This is a genomic window from Massilia endophytica, from assembly GCF_021165955.1.
GTDB classification, from domain to species: domain Bacteria; phylum Pseudomonadota; class Gammaproteobacteria; order Burkholderiales; family Burkholderiaceae_D; genus Rugamonas; species Rugamonas endophytica.
Genome location: NZ_CP088952.1, coordinates 5,027,480 through 5,046,253, shown reverse-complemented (window position 1 = coordinate 5,046,253; position 18,774 = coordinate 5,027,480). Strand labels below are relative to the sequence as shown.

General features: G+C 67.3%; 16 protein-coding genes. 8 read left to right on the top strand and 8 right to left on the bottom strand.

From position 1 onward, the window contains the following. Window positions 1–24: 24 nt before the first annotated feature. From LSQ66_RS23125 to LSQ66_RS23105, 5 genes are read right to left on the bottom strand one after another with little or no spacing between them, the layout of a single operon-like run. The gene (locus LSQ66_RS23125) at window positions 25–2,010 is read right to left on the bottom strand and encodes a S8 family peptidase (protein WP_231767515.1); all 1,986 of its coding nucleotides are present in this window, start codon (window positions 2,008–2,010) and stop codon (window positions 25–27) included. Further along, on the bottom strand, window positions 2,010–3,185 hold the full coding sequence (locus LSQ66_RS23120; RefSeq protein ID WP_231767514.1) for a hybrid sensor histidine kinase/response regulator: 1,176 nt from the start codon (window positions 3,183–3,185) through the stop codon (window positions 2,010–2,012). The genes LSQ66_RS23125 and LSQ66_RS23120 overlap by 1 nt, the downstream gene beginning before the upstream one ends. Next, complete coding sequence (locus tag LSQ66_RS23115) at window positions 3,182–3,784, bottom strand: chemotaxis protein CheB (RefSeq protein ID WP_231767513.1); 603 nt, start codon at window positions 3,782–3,784, stop codon at window positions 3,182–3,184. The genes LSQ66_RS23120 and LSQ66_RS23115 overlap by 4 nt, the downstream gene beginning before the upstream one ends. Then, window positions 3,784–4,614 carry a CheR family methyltransferase gene (locus LSQ66_RS23110; RefSeq protein WP_231767512.1) on the bottom strand — a complete coding sequence of 277 codons (831 nt, stop codon included), beginning with the start codon at window positions 4,612–4,614 and terminating at the stop codon, window positions 3,784–3,786. The genes LSQ66_RS23115 and LSQ66_RS23110 overlap by 1 nt, the downstream gene beginning before the upstream one ends. Window positions 4,615–4,626: 12 nt before the next feature. Next, window positions 4,627–8,103, bottom strand: coding sequence for a response regulator (locus tag LSQ66_RS23105; RefSeq protein ID WP_231767511.1), 3,477 nt, complete (start codon window positions 8,101–8,103; stop codon window positions 4,627–4,629). Between the two features lie 113 nt (window positions 8,104–8,216). Between LSQ66_RS23105 and LSQ66_RS23100 the strand changes: the two genes are divergently transcribed. After that, a complete protein-coding gene (locus tag LSQ66_RS23100; protein WP_231767510.1) occupies window positions 8,217–8,714 on the top strand; it encodes a hypothetical protein in 498 nt (165 codons plus the stop codon). Here the strand turns inward: LSQ66_RS23100 and LSQ66_RS23095 are convergent. The 3 genes from LSQ66_RS23095 to nudC all read right to left on the bottom strand — a co-directional run bounded on the left by LSQ66_RS23095 (window position 8,711) and on the right by nudC (window position 11,603). Next, complete coding sequence (locus tag LSQ66_RS23095) at window positions 8,711–10,036, bottom strand: thioredoxin family protein (protein ID WP_231767509.1); 1,326 nt, start codon at window positions 10,034–10,036, stop codon at window positions 8,711–8,713. The two genes, LSQ66_RS23100 and LSQ66_RS23095, sit on opposite strands and share 4 nt — an antisense overlap. A 3-nt stretch (window positions 10,037–10,039) precedes the next feature. Continuing rightward, the gene (gene folE / locus LSQ66_RS23090) at window positions 10,040–10,603 is read right to left on the bottom strand and encodes a GTP cyclohydrolase I FolE (protein ID WP_231767508.1); all 564 of its coding nucleotides are present in this window, start codon (window positions 10,601–10,603) and stop codon (window positions 10,040–10,042) included. A gap of 184 nt (window positions 10,604–10,787) precedes the next feature. Then, entirely contained in the window at window positions 10,788–11,603 is an 816-nt protein-coding gene (gene nudC, locus LSQ66_RS23085) for an NAD(+) diphosphatase (RefSeq protein WP_231767507.1), read from the bottom strand. Between the two features lie 196 nt (window positions 11,604–11,799). Here nudC and rfbF point away from each other — a divergent pair, with 196 nt between their 5' ends. Genes rfbF through LSQ66_RS23050 form a run of 7 tightly spaced genes read left to right on the top strand, consistent with a single transcriptional unit; the run spans window position 11,800 to window position 18,762 of the window. After that, the gene (gene rfbF, locus LSQ66_RS23080; protein ID WP_231767506.1) at window positions 11,800–12,573 is read left to right on the top strand and encodes a glucose-1-phosphate cytidylyltransferase; all 774 of its coding nucleotides are present in this window, start codon (window positions 11,800–11,802) and stop codon (window positions 12,571–12,573) included. After that, window positions 12,570–13,652 (top strand): CDP-glucose 4,6-dehydratase, encoded by a 1,083-nt coding sequence (gene rfbG / locus LSQ66_RS23075; RefSeq protein WP_231767505.1) that lies wholly within the window; start codon window positions 12,570–12,572, stop codon window positions 13,650–13,652. The genes rfbF and rfbG overlap by 4 nt, the downstream gene beginning before the upstream one ends. A gap of 2 nt (window positions 13,653–13,654) precedes the next feature. Beyond that, the gene (gene rfbH / locus LSQ66_RS23070; RefSeq protein WP_231767504.1) at window positions 13,655–14,980 is read left to right on the top strand and encodes a lipopolysaccharide biosynthesis protein RfbH; all 1,326 of its coding nucleotides are present in this window, start codon (window positions 13,655–13,657) and stop codon (window positions 14,978–14,980) included. A gap of 13 nt (window positions 14,981–14,993) precedes the next feature. Continuing rightward, on the top strand, window positions 14,994–16,040 hold the full coding sequence (locus LSQ66_RS23065; protein WP_231767503.1) for an NAD-dependent epimerase/dehydratase family protein: 1,047 nt from the start codon (window positions 14,994–14,996) through the stop codon (window positions 16,038–16,040). 34 nt (window positions 16,041–16,074) lie between these two features. Next, entirely contained in the window at window positions 16,075–16,890 is an 816-nt protein-coding gene (locus LSQ66_RS23060) for a transketolase (protein ID WP_231767502.1), read from the top strand. Beyond that, window positions 16,887–17,804: a transketolase family protein gene (locus tag LSQ66_RS23055; RefSeq protein ID WP_231767501.1), complete on the top strand. Its 918-nt coding sequence runs from the start codon at window positions 16,887–16,889 to the stop codon at window positions 17,802–17,804. The genes LSQ66_RS23060 and LSQ66_RS23055 overlap by 4 nt, the downstream gene beginning before the upstream one ends. 22 nt (window positions 17,805–17,826) lie before the next feature. Next, window positions 17,827–18,762 (top strand): FkbM family methyltransferase, encoded by a 936-nt coding sequence (locus tag LSQ66_RS23050; protein WP_231767500.1) that lies wholly within the window; start codon window positions 17,827–17,829, stop codon window positions 18,760–18,762. Window positions 18,763–18,774 lie beyond the last annotated feature (12 nt).

Here is an 18,774-nt window from a genome sequence, read left to right as displayed (position 1 = left end):
TGTAGTCCACAGAAGCGGCCAGCGTTAGCGCAGCAGGCCCAGTCCTTCGTATTCGCGGTCCAGCCCGAGGGTAGCGGCGGCGCCATTGACCAGTTTGAGCATGGCCAGGGCCCTTTCCTCGCCGCGCGGCATGTCCAGTACCTCGGGGTGGCGCGCCAGCAGCGCTGCCGCCGCACCCACGGCAGCGGGACAGGCCATGGACGTGCCGCTCATCACGCCGTAGCCGCTGCCCGGCACGGTCGAGACAATGCCCACGCCGGGTCCGGCGAGGTCCACCTCGGGGCCGATGTTCGAAAAGCCCGCCACGAAAACCTGCTCGTCCAGCGGCGCATAGGGCGCCTGCACGTCGAGCGCTTCGGAAGAATCGTCCGGGAAGCTGCCGCGCCGCCCGAGGGCCGACACGGCCACCGCGTCCGGCCAGCGGGCGGGGAAGTTGACGGGGCCGCGCCGGTCGTTGCCCGCCGCCGCGAAGCACAGGGTGCCGCGCTCGAAAGCGTCGCGAATGGCTTCGCGCACCGCTTCGTCACGCTCGCCGCCGCCCAGGCTCAGGTTCAGCAGGTCGCAGCCGTCGCTCACGCCGCGGTCGATGGCGCGGATGATGTCGTAGTTGCTGGCGCCTCCACCGGCGTTGGGGAAGACACGGTAGCTCATGAGCTTCACCCCGGGCGCCACGCCGCGCTTGCCGGTGGGCGCCTTGCCCCGGCTGGCGATGATGCCCGCCACATGGCTGCCATGGTCGCCATCCACCGCCGCGGGCCCGGAACTGCCCGCATCTTCCTCCGCCACCACGAAGGCCGCGCCGCCCGCCACGGCGAGGTCGGGATGGCTGCCATCCACGCCCGTGTCGATGACGCCGACCGTCACGCCCTTGCCCGCGCCGGCTTCGTAGCCGCCATAGAGTTCGGCCGCATAGTCCTCCTGCGCCAGATCGACGGGCTTGAGCGCCAGTACATCGCCCTTCGCCAGCTTGAGCTGGCTGCGGTGCAGGCCCCAGTAGCCATGCGGGCCGTAGATTACCAGGACCTCGACGCTGACGGACGCAGGAAGGTCCAGCTTCACCATGCCGCCTGCATCGCTCAGCGCCTCGGCTCCCGCGCGCTGCTCGAAGGACGTGAAGGCGATCACGCGTGCGCCCGCCACCGGCTCCGTGCCGCCCTCGCGCACGATCTGCAGGGTCAGGGCCAGCGCAGGCTCTATCTGCGCCGCCTTCAGCTCAGGGTCGAGCTGCAGCAGGGGACGGCGGGCCAGTTCGTACATCACCACCGGCAGGGCGCGCACGCCGGGTGCGCTGGCTTTCAGCGCCAGCACTTCCGCGCCTGTGAGCGCGGCCAGCTTGGGGCCGTCCTCGCGCGTGGAATGCAGGATCTGCGGCGTCGCCACCGCGGCGGAAGCGGTGGGCGGCAATGCGGCCACCTTGGCGATCACGCTGGCCGATGCAGGCGCCGAGGTGGCGGCGGAAGGCGGCACGGGTTGCACCGCGTGCTGCAGGGCGGCCAGCTCCGGCGAGCGCAGGCCGCGCACAGGCAACAGCACATACTGGGCCGCTTCCCAGGAGCGGGCGCGGAAATCCGCCAAGCGGTAGGCGGGCGTTGGCGGTGCGTCCGCGCCTGCCTTCAGCCGCTGGGCGGAAGCAAGGATGGCATCGCCCGCGCCGCCCAGCACGGACTGGAAGAAGTCGAGCAGGAGGTCCACCAGGGCCAGGCGTTCCTGCAGGGCGGGCGTGCGGCGCAGGGCAGCTGCCGTGTAATCGAGGGCGTCGCTTACCTGCGCCGCCGTGACGTGCAGTTGGCCGGGCGCAAGCGGGACGTCAAGGCCGCCGTCCAGCCATACGGAGAGGTTGAGCAGGCTGTGGGTGCGGCGCAGGATCTGGCGCTGTTCGGTGAAGGTGGCGTTCTCGCCCACGCTGTCGCAGAACTCTCCGGCCAGGGCCACCAGGCGGTCCACGGCGCCTGCCAGGTCCGCGGCGCGGATCGCGTCGCCCGGCCGCGCGAGTTTCGGGCGCGAAGCCATTACAGCTCCGGCGCCTCGCCGCAGGGCAGGGTGAGGACGAAGACGGAACCCTCGCCTTCCTTGCTGCGCAGGCTCAGCGAGCCGCCATGCGCCTCGGCCAGCTGGCGCGAGATGTAGAGCCCAAGGCCCAGCCCGGCGGGCGCCGCGTTGCCGTCGCCCCGCTCGTAGGGATCGAAGATGCGCGGCTGAAGATGCGCGGGCACGCCGCGGCCCCGGTCCACGACTTCAATAGTCGCCTGCTTGCCGTCGCCATTCAGGTGCACGTCCACCGGTTTTCCGCCGCCGTAGCGCAGCGCGTTGGTGAGCAGGTTGATAACGATCTGCTCGATGCGGAATTCGTCCCACCAGCCGCTGACCGGCTGCGGCGCGTGCAGGGTGATGGAGCAGCCCGCGTCGCTGGCCTGGCGCGCGAGGTCGCCCACCAGGCGGCGCAGCAGCCCGCCCAGCTCCGTCCAGCCGGGACGGATGGAGAGGATGCCGCTGCGGATGCGCGATACGTCCAGCATGTCGTCGATGAGCCTTATCATGGCCTGGATCTGGCGGTCGTCGCGCGCCACCATGCGCTGCAGCTGTTCGGGGCCGAAAGCGGCCATGTTGTTCCGCTCCAGCTGCAGCCTGCGCATCTGGGTTTCAAGATACAAGGTATTCAGCGGCGTGCGCAGCTCGTGGGCGACCATGGACATGAACTCGTCGCGCATGCGCAGGGCGCGCCGCATTTCGTCCTGCGCCGCGTTGAGCTGGCGCACCAGCGCCTCCTGCTCCTCGGCGCGGCGGCGGATCTCCTGGCGCTGGCAATGCAGGTCCACGAAGACGTTCACCTTGCTCTTCACCGCGTCCGGCTCCAGGGGCTTGTAGAGGAAGTCCACCGCTCCCGTTTCATAGCCCTTGAAGGCGTAATTGAGCTCCTTGCCTGCCGCGCTGACGAAGACGATGGGGATGTGGCGCGTCTTGTCCGTGCCGCGCATCAGCTCCGCCAGCTCGAAGCCGTCCATGCCCGGCATCTGCACGTCCACGATGGCCAGGGCGACGTCGTGCTCGAGCAGCAGGGCCAGGGCCTGCTCGCCGCTGCCCGCCTGGAGCACGATGCGGTCGTCCGCGCGGATGATGGCCTCCAGGGCGCGCAGGTTCTCCGCCAGATCGTCCACTATCAGCAGTTTGGTCGCTTCCTTCTTCATCGCCTCTTCTCCAGCATCAGCAGCAGGGCGCGGATCTGCGCCAGCGGCAGCACCAGGCCGGGCTGGCGGGCGCGGATGGCCTCCTTCGGCATTACCGCCACCTGCGCTTCGGCCGGGTCCTGGACAACCGTCAGTCCGCCGGCGCTGCCGATCGCCGCCATTCCTTCCGCACCGTCCATGTTCGCGCCGGTCAGCAGGATGCCGAGCAGGGCATCCCCATAGGCGTCCGCCATCGACTCCATGGTCACGTCGATGGCGGGACGGGCGAAATGCAGTGGCGGGTCGCAGCTCAGGGAGAAGCTGAAGTCCTCTTCCACCAGCAGATGGTAGCCCGGCGGTGCAAAGTAGAGATTACCGGGAAGCAGCGCATCCTTGTCGCCCGCTTCGCGCACCGTCATTTCCATGCGCTGCTGGAAGACCTCGGCCAGCTGGTTCTGGCGCCCCTTCATCACGTGCAGCACGCACACCAGCGGGCAAGGGAAGCTGGCGGACAGGGCGGGCAGCAGGTCCAGCAGCGCATGCACGCCCCCGGCCGAGGCGCCGATCACCACGGCCTCGATATGGCGGCCCTGCAGGGCCGTTTCCAGGGGCGCATCCATCACAGCTTCCTGAACAGGCGCTCGCGCTTGACCACGGGTTCGAAGCGCGGCCCGTAGACGGAAAAGTCGATGCTTTCCTTGCTGCCCAGGCCAAGGAAGCCGCGGTGGCACAGCGAGTCGTGGAACAGGCCCAGGGCCCGCTCCTGCAGCTGCTTCTTGAAGTAGATCATCACGTTGCGGCAGCTGATGAACTGGGTCTCCGCGAACACTGCATCGGTGGCCAGGCTGTGGTCGGCGAAGGTCACGTTCTCGCACAGGGAACGGTCGAAGCGCGCGGCGTTGTAGGCCGCGGTGTAGTACTCCGAGAAGGCGCGCCTGCCGCCGCTGGCCTGGTAGTTCTCCGTGTAGCCGCGCATGTTCTCGAGCGGGAAAACGCCCTTCTTCGCCTTCTCCAGCGATTGCGGATTGATGTCCGTAGCGTAGATGATGCTGCGCTCCAGCAGGCCCTCCTCCTTGAGCAGGATGGCCAGGGAGTAGACCTCTTCCCCGGTGCTACAGCCGGCCACCCATATCTTGAGCGAGGGGTAGGTGCTCAGCACCGGCATCACGTGCTCGCGCAGCGCGGCGTAGTAGCTCGGGTCGCGGAACATTTCGGTGACGGGTATCGTCATGAACTGCAGCAGCTCGGCGAAGGCGGCCGGTTCATGCAGCACGCGCGACTGCAGCTGCGAAATGGTCTCGCAGCCCATCTCGCGCATCGCATGCAGCACGCGGCGCTTCTGGGAGGCGGCCGTGTACTCCCGGAAGTCGTAGCTGTACTTCAGGTAGATGGCCTCCACCAGCATTCTCAGCTCGATGTCGGTGCTGCTGTGGCCGGGCTTGTGCGTCATGATGCTTCGCCGTCAGATGCGGTCCAGGGCGGGCATCCACACCCGCAGCAGGGAATAGAGGCGCGAGAGGTCGATGGGCTTGGCGAGGTAGTCGTTCGCACCGGCCGCCAGGCACTGCTCCTGGTCGTCCTTCATGGCCTTGGCAGTGATGGCGATGACGGGCAGGCGCTGGAAGCGCTGGTCGGCGCGGATGCGGCGCGTCGCCTCCAGCCCGTCCATGCCCGGCATCATCACGTCCATCAGCACCAGGTCGATATCGGGCACCGTCTCGAGCTTCTCCAGCGCCTCGAAGCCGTTGCGGCCGATCTCCACGATGGCGCCCTTCTGCTCCAGCGCGCTGGTGAGGGCGAAGATATTGCGCACGTCGTCGTCCACCAGCAGGATGCGGCGGCCTTCGAACACGCGGTCGCGGCTGCGCACGGCCTTGAGCATGGTCTGGCGCTCGCTGGAGAGCTCGGACTCCACCTTGTGCAGGAAGAGCGTCACTTCGTCCAGCAGGCGCTCGGGCGAACGGGCGCCCTTGATGATGATGGAGCGCGAATACTTCTGCAGGTCCGCCTCCTCGGCGCGGGTGAGGTTGCGGCCCGTGTACACGATCACCGGCGGGAAGGAGGCGATCTCCTCGTTCGCCATGCGCTCCAGCAGCTCCCTGCCCTGCATGTCCGGCAGCTTGAGGTCGATGATCATGCAGTCGAAGATGGTGCTGCGCAGCAGGGCCAGGGCCTCGGCGCCCGACGCCACGGCTTCGATCTGGATGTCTTCGTCCGCAATCAGCTCCACCACGCTGTCGCGCTGGCGCGCGTCGTCCTCCACCAGCAGCACGCGCTTGATCTTCTGCGTGAATTTCTGCTCCAGGCGCGCGAACACGTCCAGCAGCTCGCCGCGCGTGGTGGGCTTGAGGGCAAAGCCGATGGCGCCCATGTGCATGGCCGCCTCGCCTGCTTCTGACGCGGACACCACGTGCACCGGAATATGCCGGGTGCGCGGATTGTCCTTCAGCAGCTGGAGCACCGAGAGGCCCGAGCGGTCCGGCAGGCGGATATCGAGCAGGATGGCCTGCGGCTGGTACTGCTCGGCCATCTGCAGTCCCTCCTCCGCGGCGAAGGCCACCAGGCAGCGGTAGTCCATTTCATGTGCGAGATCGTAGAGGATGCGGGCGAAGGCCGGTTCGTCCTCGATCACCAGCACCGTGCGCTCGGGCGGCGGAGCCTTGGCCCGGTCGTCGTCGAAGGCGCGCGGCAGGCTTTGCGCGGGCGGCGGGGCGGGCGCTTGCGGCGGGGCCGCCACGGGCACGGGCGCCGCGGGCGGCGCGTTCAGGGTGGTGGTACGGGGAGCAGCCGGGGGAGCAGCCCACTGCACGGGCAGCGCCAGCGTGAAAGTGCTGCCCTTGCCCGGCTGGCTGGCGAGCGTGATGGTGCCGCCCAGCAGGGTGGCCAGGTCGCGCGAGATCGACAGACCCAGGCCCGTGCCTCCATAGCGGCGGCTCGTTGTGCCGTCCGCCTGCTGGAAGGCGCCGAAGATGGCTTCGTGCTGGTCCTCGCGGATGCCGATGCCCGAGTCCTGCACGGAGAACAGCACCTGCCCATCAGGACCGGGCACAACGCGCAGCTGCACCTTGCCTTCGTCCGTGAACTTGATGGCGTTGGACAGCAGGTTTTTCAGCACCTGCTCCAGGCGCTGGCAATCGGTATAAATCGTTTCCGGCAGGCCGGGCGCCATGTCGATGGAGAATTCCAGCCGCTTCTGCTCCGCCAGCGGCCTGAATACCTGCCCCAGGCCCTCCACCACCTGCGACAGGCGCAGGTCCTCGGGCGCCAGTTCCAGCTTGCCCGCCTCCACCTTGGAGATATCGAGGATATCGTTGATCAGGTTAAGCAGGTCATTGCCGGCCGAGTAGATCGTCTGGGCGAAGCGCACCTGTTCCTCATTGAGGTTGCCTGCGCCATTCTCGGCCAGCAGCTTGGCCAGGATGAGCGAGCTGTTCAGCGGCGTACGCAGTTCGTGCGACATATTGGCCAGGAACTGGGACTTGTACTGGCTGGCCCGCTCCAGGTCCTTCGCCCTCTCCTCCAGCTGCCTGCGCGCCTCGTCCAGCGCCGTGTTCTTCTGGTCCAGGGCCACGGCCTGCTCGGCCAGCTGCTCGTTGGTCTGCTCCAGCTCCGCCTTCTGGTTTTCAAGGCTCGCCTGGGATTCCTCCAGCACGCGCGACTGCTCCTCAAGTTCCTCGTTCGCCGTGCGCAGTTCTTCCTGCTGCACCTGCAGTTCCTCGTTCAGCTGCTGGGTCTCCGCCAGCACCTCCTGCAGGCGGTAGCGCGCCAGCGTGGTCTCGATGGCGGTGCCGATATTCCCTGCCACCAGCTCCAGGAACTCGCGTTCGCGCTCGCCCACGGGATGCATGAACCCCAGTTCCACCACGCCGTTCACCTCGCCCTCGCTGTTCACGGGCAGCACGAGCACCTGCTTCGGCCGGGCGCTGCCCAGGGCCGTCGAAACGCGCAGGTAATCCGGCGGCAGATCGTCCAGCTGCATCAGGCGCCTGGACTGCGCCGCCTGGCCCACCAAGCCTTCGCCCGGTTTCTGCACGAGGCCGAAGGCTTCGTCCTCGCTGCTGAAGCCATAGGCGGCGGCGCGCCGGAACTGGCCTTCCGGCTCGCGCACGTACAGGGCGCCGACCGGTGCATCCAGGTAGCGGCTGAGGAACTGCAGGAGCGCATTGGCCAGCAGCGGCAGGGCGTGCTGTCCGATGCCCTGTTCCGCCAGCTGGCTTTGACCCGCGCGCATCCAGGCCTGGGCCTGCACCTTTTCGGCATGCGCAGTCTGTTCCCGCAGGGCCTTGCCGTAGGCCTCGGAAAGCCGGAGCAACTCGCGGCGGCCGAACCACGCCAGGGAGCCGCTCAGGATCAGGCTCACCATCAGGAAAACGGTCACGGTGACGAAGGCAATGTCGCGCGCATCCTTGTTGCGCTCCGCGCGCATGCGCTCCTCGGTGGCCACGAAAGCCTGGAACTGGTTGCGCACTTCGTCGAATTCGGTCTTGCCGCGGCCCTGGCGCACCAGGGTCAGGTAATCGCCGCCGCTGCGGCGCAGGCGGATCATGTCCTGCGCCACGGCGTCCCACTGCCGCTGCTGCGCCTCCGTATTGCGCAGGCGCGCCACCTGGTCGGGATTGTCCTCCGACAGTTCGGCCAGGGTGGCGAATGCCGCTTCCACTTTGGGCCTGGCGAGCTTGTAGTAGGTGAGGAAGGCCTCGTCGCCCGTCAGCAGGAAGCCGCGCAAGCCGCTTTCCATGTCCACCGTGAGCTTGCGCAGCTCCTGGACATTGCCGATCACCCGTTCACTGTGTTCGACCCGGCTCATGGCGTTGAGCAGGAAGGCAAAGACGGCGACGAATACCCCGGCCGTGACCACGCCTGCGGCGAGGGGAAGGGTGACATTGCGGGCGAGGATGCGCTTGAAGGTGGAATCGTCGATCGAGGGCTGGCCGGTCATGAAGGGAACGCTGGATTTGTCGAAAGAACGAGTTTAGCCCAATTGCAATGTTGACCACTTGTCAAATTGGAATCGTGCGCACCCTTGCGCGGGACCGCTATAATCAATGCACCATGACAACCCGTCCCGCCACCATGCGCGCCTTGCTGATCTTCCTGAGCCCGCTGCTGCTCGCCGGCTGCTACAACGACTCGGCTACTTTCTATGCGGACAGCACGCAGGAGCACACGCTCACCGTGCGCCGCCAGCAGGACTATTTCTGGAGCGAGCAGGGCCGCTACACCCTCATGGCGACGCGCCTGCCGGATTGCCAGCGCCAGATCCCGCTGGGCGAGATGCCGCTGGAAGAAAGCAAGTTCGAGCTGTTCGCGGCGGGGGACAACCACTGGAGCCTGCGCTCGGGAAGCAGGGTGTGGCAGGTGGAAACGAACGGCTGCTCGCTGACGGGAGAAGGCGGCGAAGCGGCGGGACAGCCGGTCGGCGTTTTCCATGCCGAGCGCGACCACATGCAGTTCGAAGCCTCCGCCGCGCCCGCCCCGGCCATCCCGGCGGCGGAACCGCAAGCGGCGGAAGCTCCCGCCGAAGCGGCGCCTCCCGCCTCCGCCAACTAGGCCTGCAGGGCCTTCAGCAAGGCCGCCACGGCCGGGCCCTGGGCGGGCTGGCCGGCCAGTTTCGACATCATCTTTTGCGCCTGGGTGCGGTTGCGCTGGTGCAGGCCGCCCGCGGCCAGCACATCCGGCATGACGCTTTCGGCGGCTGCCTCCAGCCTTTCCGGCGCCAGGTCGGCCAGCGCCAGCAGCCAGGTGGCCGCCCATTGCAGGCGAGTGGCGGGACCGGTGGCGCCGCGCCAGGCCTGCTCGTACCAGTGCAGGACGGCGGCCGTGTCGCCGCGGCGCCTGGCCGCGCCCGCCAGGCTCAGCATGAAGTAGTAAGGCGAGTGGGCGCGCGCCAGCTCGTCCTTCAGCAGGGCCTCCGCCTCGGCGTGCAGGCCCGCGTCGTTCAGGGCGCTCACTGCCGTATTCACTGTGGTGTGGCGCTGGTAGGGGCTTTCCGCATCCGCCAGTGCTTCCTGGACGGCGGCGCGTACCCGCTCCGGCATGTTGGGCAGGTCGGCGCCCAGGCGGGCCATGCGCATTTGCAGGCGGGTGGCGGTCAGGCGGTCCGGCTGGGAGAGCCAGGTGTCGGCGGCCCAGGCCTTCGCGGCCGTGGCCATGGACTGCGCCAGAGCGGCCTGCTGCGGACCGGCGGCGCGGGCCAGCAGGTGGCCGCTGTTGCCGAAGATATCCATATTCGCGCGGGCCAGGGCCGGATCGGCGCAGACCTGCTGCACGAAGGCGGCTGCCTCCGCATCCAGACCCGAAGCGGCCGAGGCCACCAGGGCATGCAGGCGCAGGCGGGCGGCGGCCCTGGCGTCCGTGCTGGCCGCGGCCAGGGCTTGCAGGGTTGGCGCCAGCTCGCGCTGGCCCAGGATCACGCCTTCATCCGTATCCCAGGAATAATTCGCCAGCAGGGTCCACTCCTCGGGGGCCAGCTCGCGGCTGCCGTCCAGGGCGGCCTGCAGGGACTCGGCGGCGGAGCGGGACGCGTCCAGGGCGGCATCCAGGGCTTCGATGAAAAGCTCGCCATCCAGCTCGCAGGGCAGGCGCGTGATTTCGCGGCCGCCGGGCGTGAACAGCACCAGGGTGGGATAGCTGCGCAGGCGCAGGCGCTCGGCCGTGGCCTGGGCGCCGGGCGCGTCGCCATCCAGCCAGAAAGGCAGCAGCTGCTGCATGCGCTGGGCGAACTCAGTGCGGGCGAAGATCTCCGACTTCACCCGGTTGCAGGGCGGGCACCAGTTGGCGCCCCAGTAGAGGAAGAGGGAACGGCCGGTGGAACGGGCCTGCGCCAGGGCGGCATCGAAATCGCCGCCTTGCCACGCGATTGCGCCTGCCACGGCTCAGTCCCGCGCCAGGGCCAGGAACTCGGTGCGCAGGGCCAGGTTGGGCTGCAGCTCACCCAGCATGGCCGAGGTAATGGTCTCCTCGCCCGGCGTGCGGATGCCGCGGCTCTCCATGCACATGTGGCGGCACTTCACGACCACGCCCACGGCCTTGGGTTCCAGCACCTCCATCAGCGTATTGGCGATCTGCACCGTCATGCGCTCCTGCACCTGCAGGCGCTTGGCGAAGCAGTCCACCAGGCGGGTCAGCTTGGACAGGCCGACGATCTTGCCGTTCGGCAGATAGCCCACCGTCGCCTTGCCGAAGAAGGGAGCCAGGTGATGTTCGCAATGGCTGTACACGGGGATATTGCGCACCACGATCAGCTCGTTGTACTCCTCGGCGCCATCCTCGAAGGCCTTGAGCAGCTCGACCGGGTCCTGCTCATAGCCGGAAGTCCAGTGCTTCCAGGCCTTGGCCACGCGGTGCGGCGTTTCCGCCAGGCCTGGGCGCTCAGGGTCCTCGCCCAGGCTTTGCAGCAGGCGGCGCCAGTCGTTTTCGGAGAATGCGTCTTTAGACATGATGAAACCCAAACAGAAAAGTGGCGGCCAGTATACAGAAAATACGGCTCCCTCACCGGCCGAGCCCGTGTCCAACTCTGGTGCCAGGGAAGAAAAGTGGACACGAGCTCGGCCCTAGGCCCGCTACAGAAGAGCTCGTGTCCAAAAATCTTCCCTGGCACCAGAGTTGGACACGGGCTGGGCGCTAGCGGGGGCGGTGGGCGTTGATGAGCTCGCTGGCGATGGAGACGCCGGGCGGGATTTCGGGGAAGTCGTCGCCGGGGCCGAACCAGCGCGCCTCGGAGATCTCCGCCGGGTCGACCTTGATGTCGCCGTCCAGGTATTCCGCCGTGTAGGCCAGCATCAGGGAATGGGGGAAGGGCCAGCTCTGGCTGCCGAAGTATTTCAGATTGTGCACGCGCAGCCCCACCTCTTCCCAGACCTCCCGGTGCACGGCGTCTTCCGCCGATTCGCCCGCTTCCAGGAAGCCGGCCAGGGCCGTGTAGCGCTTGTAGGGGCTCTGGGCGTGCATGGCGAGCAGCACGGCGTCGCCCTTGCGGATCAGGACCATCATGGCCGGGGAAATGCGCGGGTAGGCCGTGAAGCCGCAGGCGGGACATTTTGCCGCCCGCTCCCCCCTCAAACGCTCCATCGGCGTGGCGCAAACGCCGCAGTAGCGGTGACTGCGCGCCCATTCCACCAGCTGGCTGGCCCGCCCCGCCATGCCGATGAAGGCGTCGTCCTTCACCCCGAACAGGGCGCGCAGGCCATGCCAGGCATGGCTGTTGTCGGGAAGCGACTCATCCGAAGCGGCGATCACCCGGCAGTAGCGCCCGTCCCACAGGCCCAGGGGGTGGGCCTCCGCTTCGTCCAGGCCCAGGCGGCGCAGGGCCGCGTTGTCCGGCAGCGCCAGCTCCGGCCCGTTCAGGAGCAGCTGGCCCTGGCGCAGCACGAAGTTCAGGGGGGCCTCGCTGTCCTGGGGCAGGAGCAGGGGCTGGAAGCTGGCAGGGGTGTGCAGCATGACGGTCTCGGCAGGTGGCGAAAAGCATGATCTTACCGGCATTTTTCTTGTCAGTCCGATCATGCCTTCATTCGGCAAGCGCCGATAAAGCCTTCGCTATGGGTCTTGCTTTCGGTTTAGAATACTCGCGGGCTGATTCACAATAGATGAATGGCTCCCCAAAGGGGATAACGATAAAAGGCACACAAGGAAGCAGATGAAAGCAGTCATACTCGCCGGCGGTCTGGGCACCAGGCTCAGTGAAGAGACCTCGACCCGGCCGAAGCCGATGGTCGAGATCGGTGGCAAGCCCATCCTGTGGCATATCCTCAAGAGCTATTCGGCCCACGGCATCAACGAGTTCGTGATCTGCTGCGGCTACAAGGGCTATGTGATCAAGGAGTTCTTCGCCAACTACTTCCTGCACATGTCCGACGTGACCTTCGACATCCAGTACAACACCATGGAAGTGCACGCGCGTAACGCCGAGCCCTGGAAGGTCACCGTGGTCGACACGGGCGACAGCACCATGACGGGCGGGCGCCTCAAGCGCGTGAAGAAGTACCTGAACCCGGACGAGGATTTCTGCTTCACCTACGGCGACGGCGTGTCCGACGTGGACATCGCGGCGGCCGTGGCCTTCCACAAGCAGCACGGCAAGCTGGCCACCATGACGGCCGTGCAGCCGCCGGGCCGCTTCGGCGCGATCGAGCTGGACGGCAACCGCATCCTCAGCTTCAAGGAAAAGCCGCAAGGCGACGGCAACTGGATCAACGGCGGCTATTTCGTGCTCTCGCCGAAAGTGATCGACCTGATCGACAACGACGCCACCACCTGGGAAAAGGAGCCCATGGAGCGCCTGGCCCAGGACGGCCAGATCAACGCCTATTTCCACGGCGGCTTCTGGCAGCCCATGGACACCCTGCGCGACAAGATGCACCTGGAAGACCTGTGGCAGAGCGGTAAGGCGCCCTGGAAACGCTGGCCATGAACCCCTCGTTCTGGCACGGCAAGCGCGTCTTCCTGACCGGCCACACCGGCTTCAAGGGCAGCTGGCTCAGCCTGTGGCTGCAGTCCCTCGGCGCCCAGGTCACGGGCTTCGCCCTCGCCCCGCCCAGCACGCCCAGCCTGTTCGAGACCGCCCGCGTGGCGGACGGCATGCAGTCCGTGCAGGGCGATATCCGCGACGCCGACGCCCTGCGCAGCGCCCTGCAGGCGGCCCGCCCCGAGATCGTGATCCACATGGCGGCCCAGGCCCTGGTGCGCTATTCCTACGCCAACCCGGTGGAGACCTACGCCACCAACGTGATGGGCCTGGTGCACCTGTTCGAGGCCGTGCGCGCCACGCCCGGCGTACGCGCCGTGGTCAATGTAACGAGCGACAAGTGCTACGATAACAAGGAGTGGCCCTGGGGCTACCGCGAGAACGAGCCGATGGGGGGCTATGACCCCTACAGCAACAGCAAGGGCTGCGCCGAACTGGTGACCAGCGCCTACCGCTCGTCCTATTTCAATCCGGAGCGCCATGCCGAGCACGGCGTGGCCCTGGGTTCCGGCCGCGCCGGCAATGTGATCGGCGGCGGCGACTGGGCGGAAGACCGCCTGATTCCGGACATGATCCGCGCCATCAGCCGCGGCACGTCCGTGAAGATCCGCAGCCCGCACGCGATCCGCCCCTGGCAGCACGTGCTGGAACCGCTGTCGGGCTACCTGACCCTGGCCGAGCGCCTCTTCGAGGAAGGCGCGGCCTATGCCGAGGGCTTCAACTTCGGTCCGCATGACACGGACGCGCGCCCGGTAGAATGGATCATTGGCCGCCTGTGCCAGCGCTGGGGCGAGGGCGCGGCCTGGGAGCTGGACGGCGCACCGCAGCCGCACGAGGCCACCTACCTCAAGCTGGACTGCTCCAAGGCGCGCAGCCGCCTGGGCTGGCAGCCGCGCTGGCAGCTCGGCCAGACCATCGACCACATCGTGGCCTGGCACAAGGCGCACGCCGCCGGCCAGGACATGCATGCATTCACGCTGGGCCAGATCGCCACCTATCAAAATACTGCAATCGAACAAGGCTGAACATGAGCGAGCAACAAAGCAAAGAACAACTGCGCGAGCAGATCGCGGCGCTGGTGCGCCAGTACGGCGCCCTGGCCAGCCAGCCGCGCGCCTTCGAGCCCGGCGTGACCGTGGTGCCGCCCGCAGGCAAGGTGGTGGGCGCCCCGGAAATGGAACTGATGGTGGAAGCCTCGCTGGACGCCTGGCTGACCACGGGCCGCTTCAACGACCAGTTCGAGGCGAAGCTGGCCAAACTGATCGGCGTGCAGCACCTGATCACCGTGAACTCGGGCTCCTCGGCCAACCTGGTGGCCTTCAACACCCTCACCTCGCCCAAGCTGGGCGCGCGCGCCATCCAGCCGGGCGACGAAGTGATCGGCGTGGCGGCGGGCTTCCCCACCACCGTGAACCCCATCATCCAGTTCGGCGCCGTGCCCGTCTTCGTGGATGTGGAGCTGGGCACCTACAACATCGACGTGAGCAAGCTGGAAGCGGCCATCGGCCCGAAGACCAAGGCCATCATGCTGGCCCACACCCTGGGCAATCCCTACAACCTGGACGTGATCACCGCCCTGTGCAAGAAGTACAATCTGTGGCTGGTGGAAGACTGCTGCGACGCCCTGGGCTCGACCTACCGCGGCCAGATGGTGGGCACCTTCGGCGACATCGGCACCATGTCCTTCTATCCCGCCCACCACATCACGATGGGCGAGGGCGGCGCCGTCTTCACCAACAACTATGAGCTCAAGCAGATCGCCGAATCCTTCCGCGACTGGGGCCGCGACTGCTATTGCCCGCCGGGCAAGGACAACACCTGCGGCAAGCGCTTCTGCTGGAAGCTGGGCACCCTGCCGGAAGGCTACGACCACAAGTACACCTACAGCCACCTGGGCTACAACCTGAAGATCACCGACATGCAGGCAGCCTGCGGCCTGGCCCAGATCGAGCGCGCGGCGGGCTTCATCCAGGCGCGCAAGGACAACTTCGCCTACCTGAAGGAGCGCCTGCAGTCCTGCGCCGACTTCCTGATCCTGCCGGAAGCGACGGAAGGCTCGGACCCGTCCTGGTTCGGCTTCCCCATGACCCTGAAGCCGGAAGCGAACGTGTCGCGCGTGGACCTGCTGACCTACCTGGACCAGCACAAGATCGGCACCCGCCTGCTGTTCGCGGGCAACCTGACGCGCCAGCCCTACATGATCGGCCGCAACTACCGCGTGTCCGGCGAGCTCACCAATACCGACCGCGTGATGAACGACACCTTCTGGATCGGCGTCTTCCCCGGCCTCACCCGCGAAATGCTGGACTTTACCGCCACCAAGCTGGAAGAGTTCTTCGGCGTCGGCTTCTGAGCGGGTAGCACGCATGCCACGCCACGCCGTCGAAACCGCCGACATGCAGGCCATCACGGCCGGCTTCGGCCTCCAGTGGGAGAAGCTGGGCGGGAAGACCGTCTGCATCACGGGCGCGGCGGGCTTCCTGCCGTCCTATATGGTGGAAAGCCTGCTCTACCTGAACGAAACGCGCCAGCTCGGCATCCGCGTGCTGGCCATGGCCCGCAGCCGCGCGGGCTTCGAGCGCCGCTTCGCCCACCACGCGGGCCGTCCGGACCTGGTGTGCATCGAGCAGGACATCAGCCGCCCCTTCACGCTGGACGAGAAGCCCCACTACATCATCCACGCGGCCAGCCAGGCCAGCCCGAAATACTATTCGAGCGACCCGGTGGGCACCCTGAGCGCCAACACCCTGGGCACGGCCGCCCTGCTGGAGCTGGCCCGCGCCAGCGGCAGCGAAGGCTTCCTGTATTTCAGCAGCAGCGAAGTCTACGGCCAGCCTTCGCGCGTGCCCACCGCCGAAGACGATTACGGCGTGGTGGACCCGACGAACGTGCGGGCCTGCTATGCCGAGAGCAAGCGCATGGGCGAGAACATGTGCGTCTCCTGGCACCACCAGCACGGCGTGCCCGTGAAGATCGTGCGCCCCTTCCACACCTACGGCCCGCGCATGCTGCTGGACGACGGCCGCGTGTATGCGGACTTCGTCGCCTGCATCCTGCGCAACGAGCCTATCGCCCTGAAGAGCGACGGCCTGGCCACGCGCGCCTTCTGCTATTCGGCGGACGCGGTGGCGGGCTTCTGGAAGGTGCTGCTGGACGGCGCTCCGGCCACGGCCTACAACATCGGCAACCCGGACGGCGAGATCAGCATGCGCGGCCTGGGCCAGCTGCTGGTGGGCATGTATCCGGAGAAGGGCCTGACCGTCAGTTTTGTCGAGCGCAAGGAAGGCGACGTCTACATGCCGAGCGCCGTGTCGCGCGGCTGCCCGGACATCGCCCGCGCCGCGGCCCTCGGCTGGCAGCCCCGCACCTCGCTGGCGGACGGCTTCCGCCGCACCATCGAAAGCTATCTGTGACGGCGCGCCGCGCCGCCACGCCACAGGACCGATCATGACCACCACCCAAGACCTGGCCCGCAACATCCGGCTGCAATGCCTGCAGATGTGCTTTAACAAGCGCGCATCGCACCTGGGCGGCGCCCTCTCTGTCGCCGACGTGCTGGCCGTGCTGTACGGCAGTGTGCTGCACAAGGACCCGGCCCAGCCCAAGGCGCCCCAGCGCGACCGCCTCTTCTACAGCAAGGGCCACGCCTGCACCGCCCTCTACGCCGTGCTGGCCGAAACGGGCTACTACCCGCACGCCGCGCTGGAGACCTTCACCGACAACGGCAGCTACTTCACCTCCCACGTCAACCACAAGGTGCCAGGCGTCGAGCTCTCGACGGGCAGCCTGGGCCACGCGCTCTCCGTGGCGGCGGGCACGGCCCTGGCGGGCAAGCGCCGCCAGGCGGACTGGCATGTGTTCGCCGTCGTCAGCGACGGCGAGCTGGACGAAGGCTCGAACTGGGAAGCCATTCTCTTCGCCCCCCACCACAAGCTGGACAACCTGACCCTGGTGGTGGACTACAACAAGATCCAGAGCTTCGGCAGCACGGCCGAGGTGCTCAACCTCGACCCGCTGGCCGACAAGTTCCGCGCCTTCGGCTGGGACTGCATCGAGGTGGACGGCCACGACCACGGCCAGCTGTCCGCCGCCCTGGCCAAGACGGGCCGCCAGCCCGGCAAGCCGCGCGTGGTGGTGGCCCACACCGTCAAGGGCAAGGGCGTGAGCTTCATGGAAAACCAGCTGGCCTGGCACTACAAGTCGCCGGATGCCGCCCAGTTCGCGGCGGCGCGCGAGGAACTGACGCAAGGACACGCAGCATGAGGACCACCTTTATCGACAGCCTGCTGGCCCTGGCCGAAAGGGACGAGCGCATCTTCCTGCTGTGCGGGGACCTGGGCTATTCCGTGCTGGAGCCCTTCGCCCGGCGCTTCCCCGAGCGCTTCCTGAACGTGGGCATCGCCGAACAGAACATGGTGGGCCTGGCGACGGGCCTGAGCATGGAAGGCTATACCGTCTTCTGCTACTCCATCGGCAATTTCCCCACCCTGCGCGCGATGGAGCAGATCCGCTACGACGTGTGCTACCACGAGGCCAACGTGAAGATCATCGCCGTGGGCGGCGGCTATGCCTACGGCCCCCTCAGCACCTCCCACCACACCACCGAGGAACTGGGCATGCTGCGCACCATTCCCGGCCTGGTGGTGACGGCGCCCGGCGATCCGTCCGAGGTGGCGGCCATGACGGGCTTTATCGCCAGCCATCCCGGCCCCTGCTACATGCGCCTGAACAAGGCGGGCGAGCCGCGCCTGCACGCCGCGCCGCCCGAGGTGAGCCTGGGCCGCGCCCTGGCGCTGAAGCAGGGCGCGCACCGCGCCGCCGTCTTCGCCACGGGCGACATGGTGGGCTATGCCAGCCGCTACATCGAGCAGCACGGCCTGGCGGCGGACCTGTACAGCTTCCCCTTCGTCAATCCCATCGACACGGCCCAGCTGGCCGAGCTGGCCGCGCGCTACAGCCAGATCGCCACGCTGGAAGAGCACCAGGCCAACGGCGGCTTCGGCTCGGCCATCCTGGAGCGCCTGCACGACCTGCTGTCCGAGGGCAGGCTGGCCGCCCTGCCCGCCGTGAAGCGGATTGCGATCCCGAATGCCTTCATCAGCAGCGCCGGTACGCAGGACTACCTGCGCGAACAGATGTCGCTGACCCTGCGGGACTGGCCTGCCGGACAGTCCTGAAACCCTTCCCATGAGTGCCCCCATGATTTCTGTCACCGATACGCTGACCCAGTTCCAGGAAGGCAAGATCGACAAGCCGACCTTCATCAAGACCATGTACGAGGCGCACCACGCGGTCTTCTTCGACTACGCGGCCTACCTGCCGCGCACCAATGTGAAGAAGATCGAGGTCGAGGACGGGCGCGTCATCATGACCTCGCGCGACCGCGGCATCCGCATCGCCTGCACGCCCGGCGACTACCGCGTGGCGCCCATGGAAACGCTGAACTTCTTCGACTACGAGAAGGAAGAGTCGGACATGATGGAGAAGCTGGTGGCCGACGGCGACAACTTCTTCGACATCGGCGCCAATATCGGCTGGTACTCCATCAATATCGCCGCCTCGCGCCGCGCCACCACGGTGTACGCCTTCGAGCCGATCCCGGATACCTACGAGCGCCTGCAGACCAACCTGGCCCTGAACGCCACCAGCAATATCAAGCCCTTCAACTTCGGCCTGTCCGACCAGCCGGGCGAGTTCACCTTCTACTACCCGGCCGAAGGCTCGGGCAACGCCTCGGCGGTGAACCTGACGGGCCGCGGCGACGTGCGCACCGCCCAGTGCACCGTGCGCACCCTGGACGCCTTCGCCGAGGAAACGGGCGTACGCGTGGACTTCATCAAGTGCGACGTGGAAGGCGCCGAGCTGCTCGTGTTCAAGGGCGGCCACGCCACCATCGCGCGCGACAAGCCCATCGTGCTGGCCGAAATCCTGCGCAAGTGGTCGGCCCAGTTCGGCTACAGCCCGAACGAGATCTTCACCCTGTTCCGCGCCCTGGGCTACGAGGCCTATACCAGCAACGGGGGCCGCCTGCAGCCCTTCGGCACCATGGACGAGAACACCATTCCGACCAACTTCTTTTTCCTGCACCGGGAAAAGCACGCCGAGCTGCTGCGCCAGCACGCGGTCCAGGCCTGAGCGGGAGAGCAC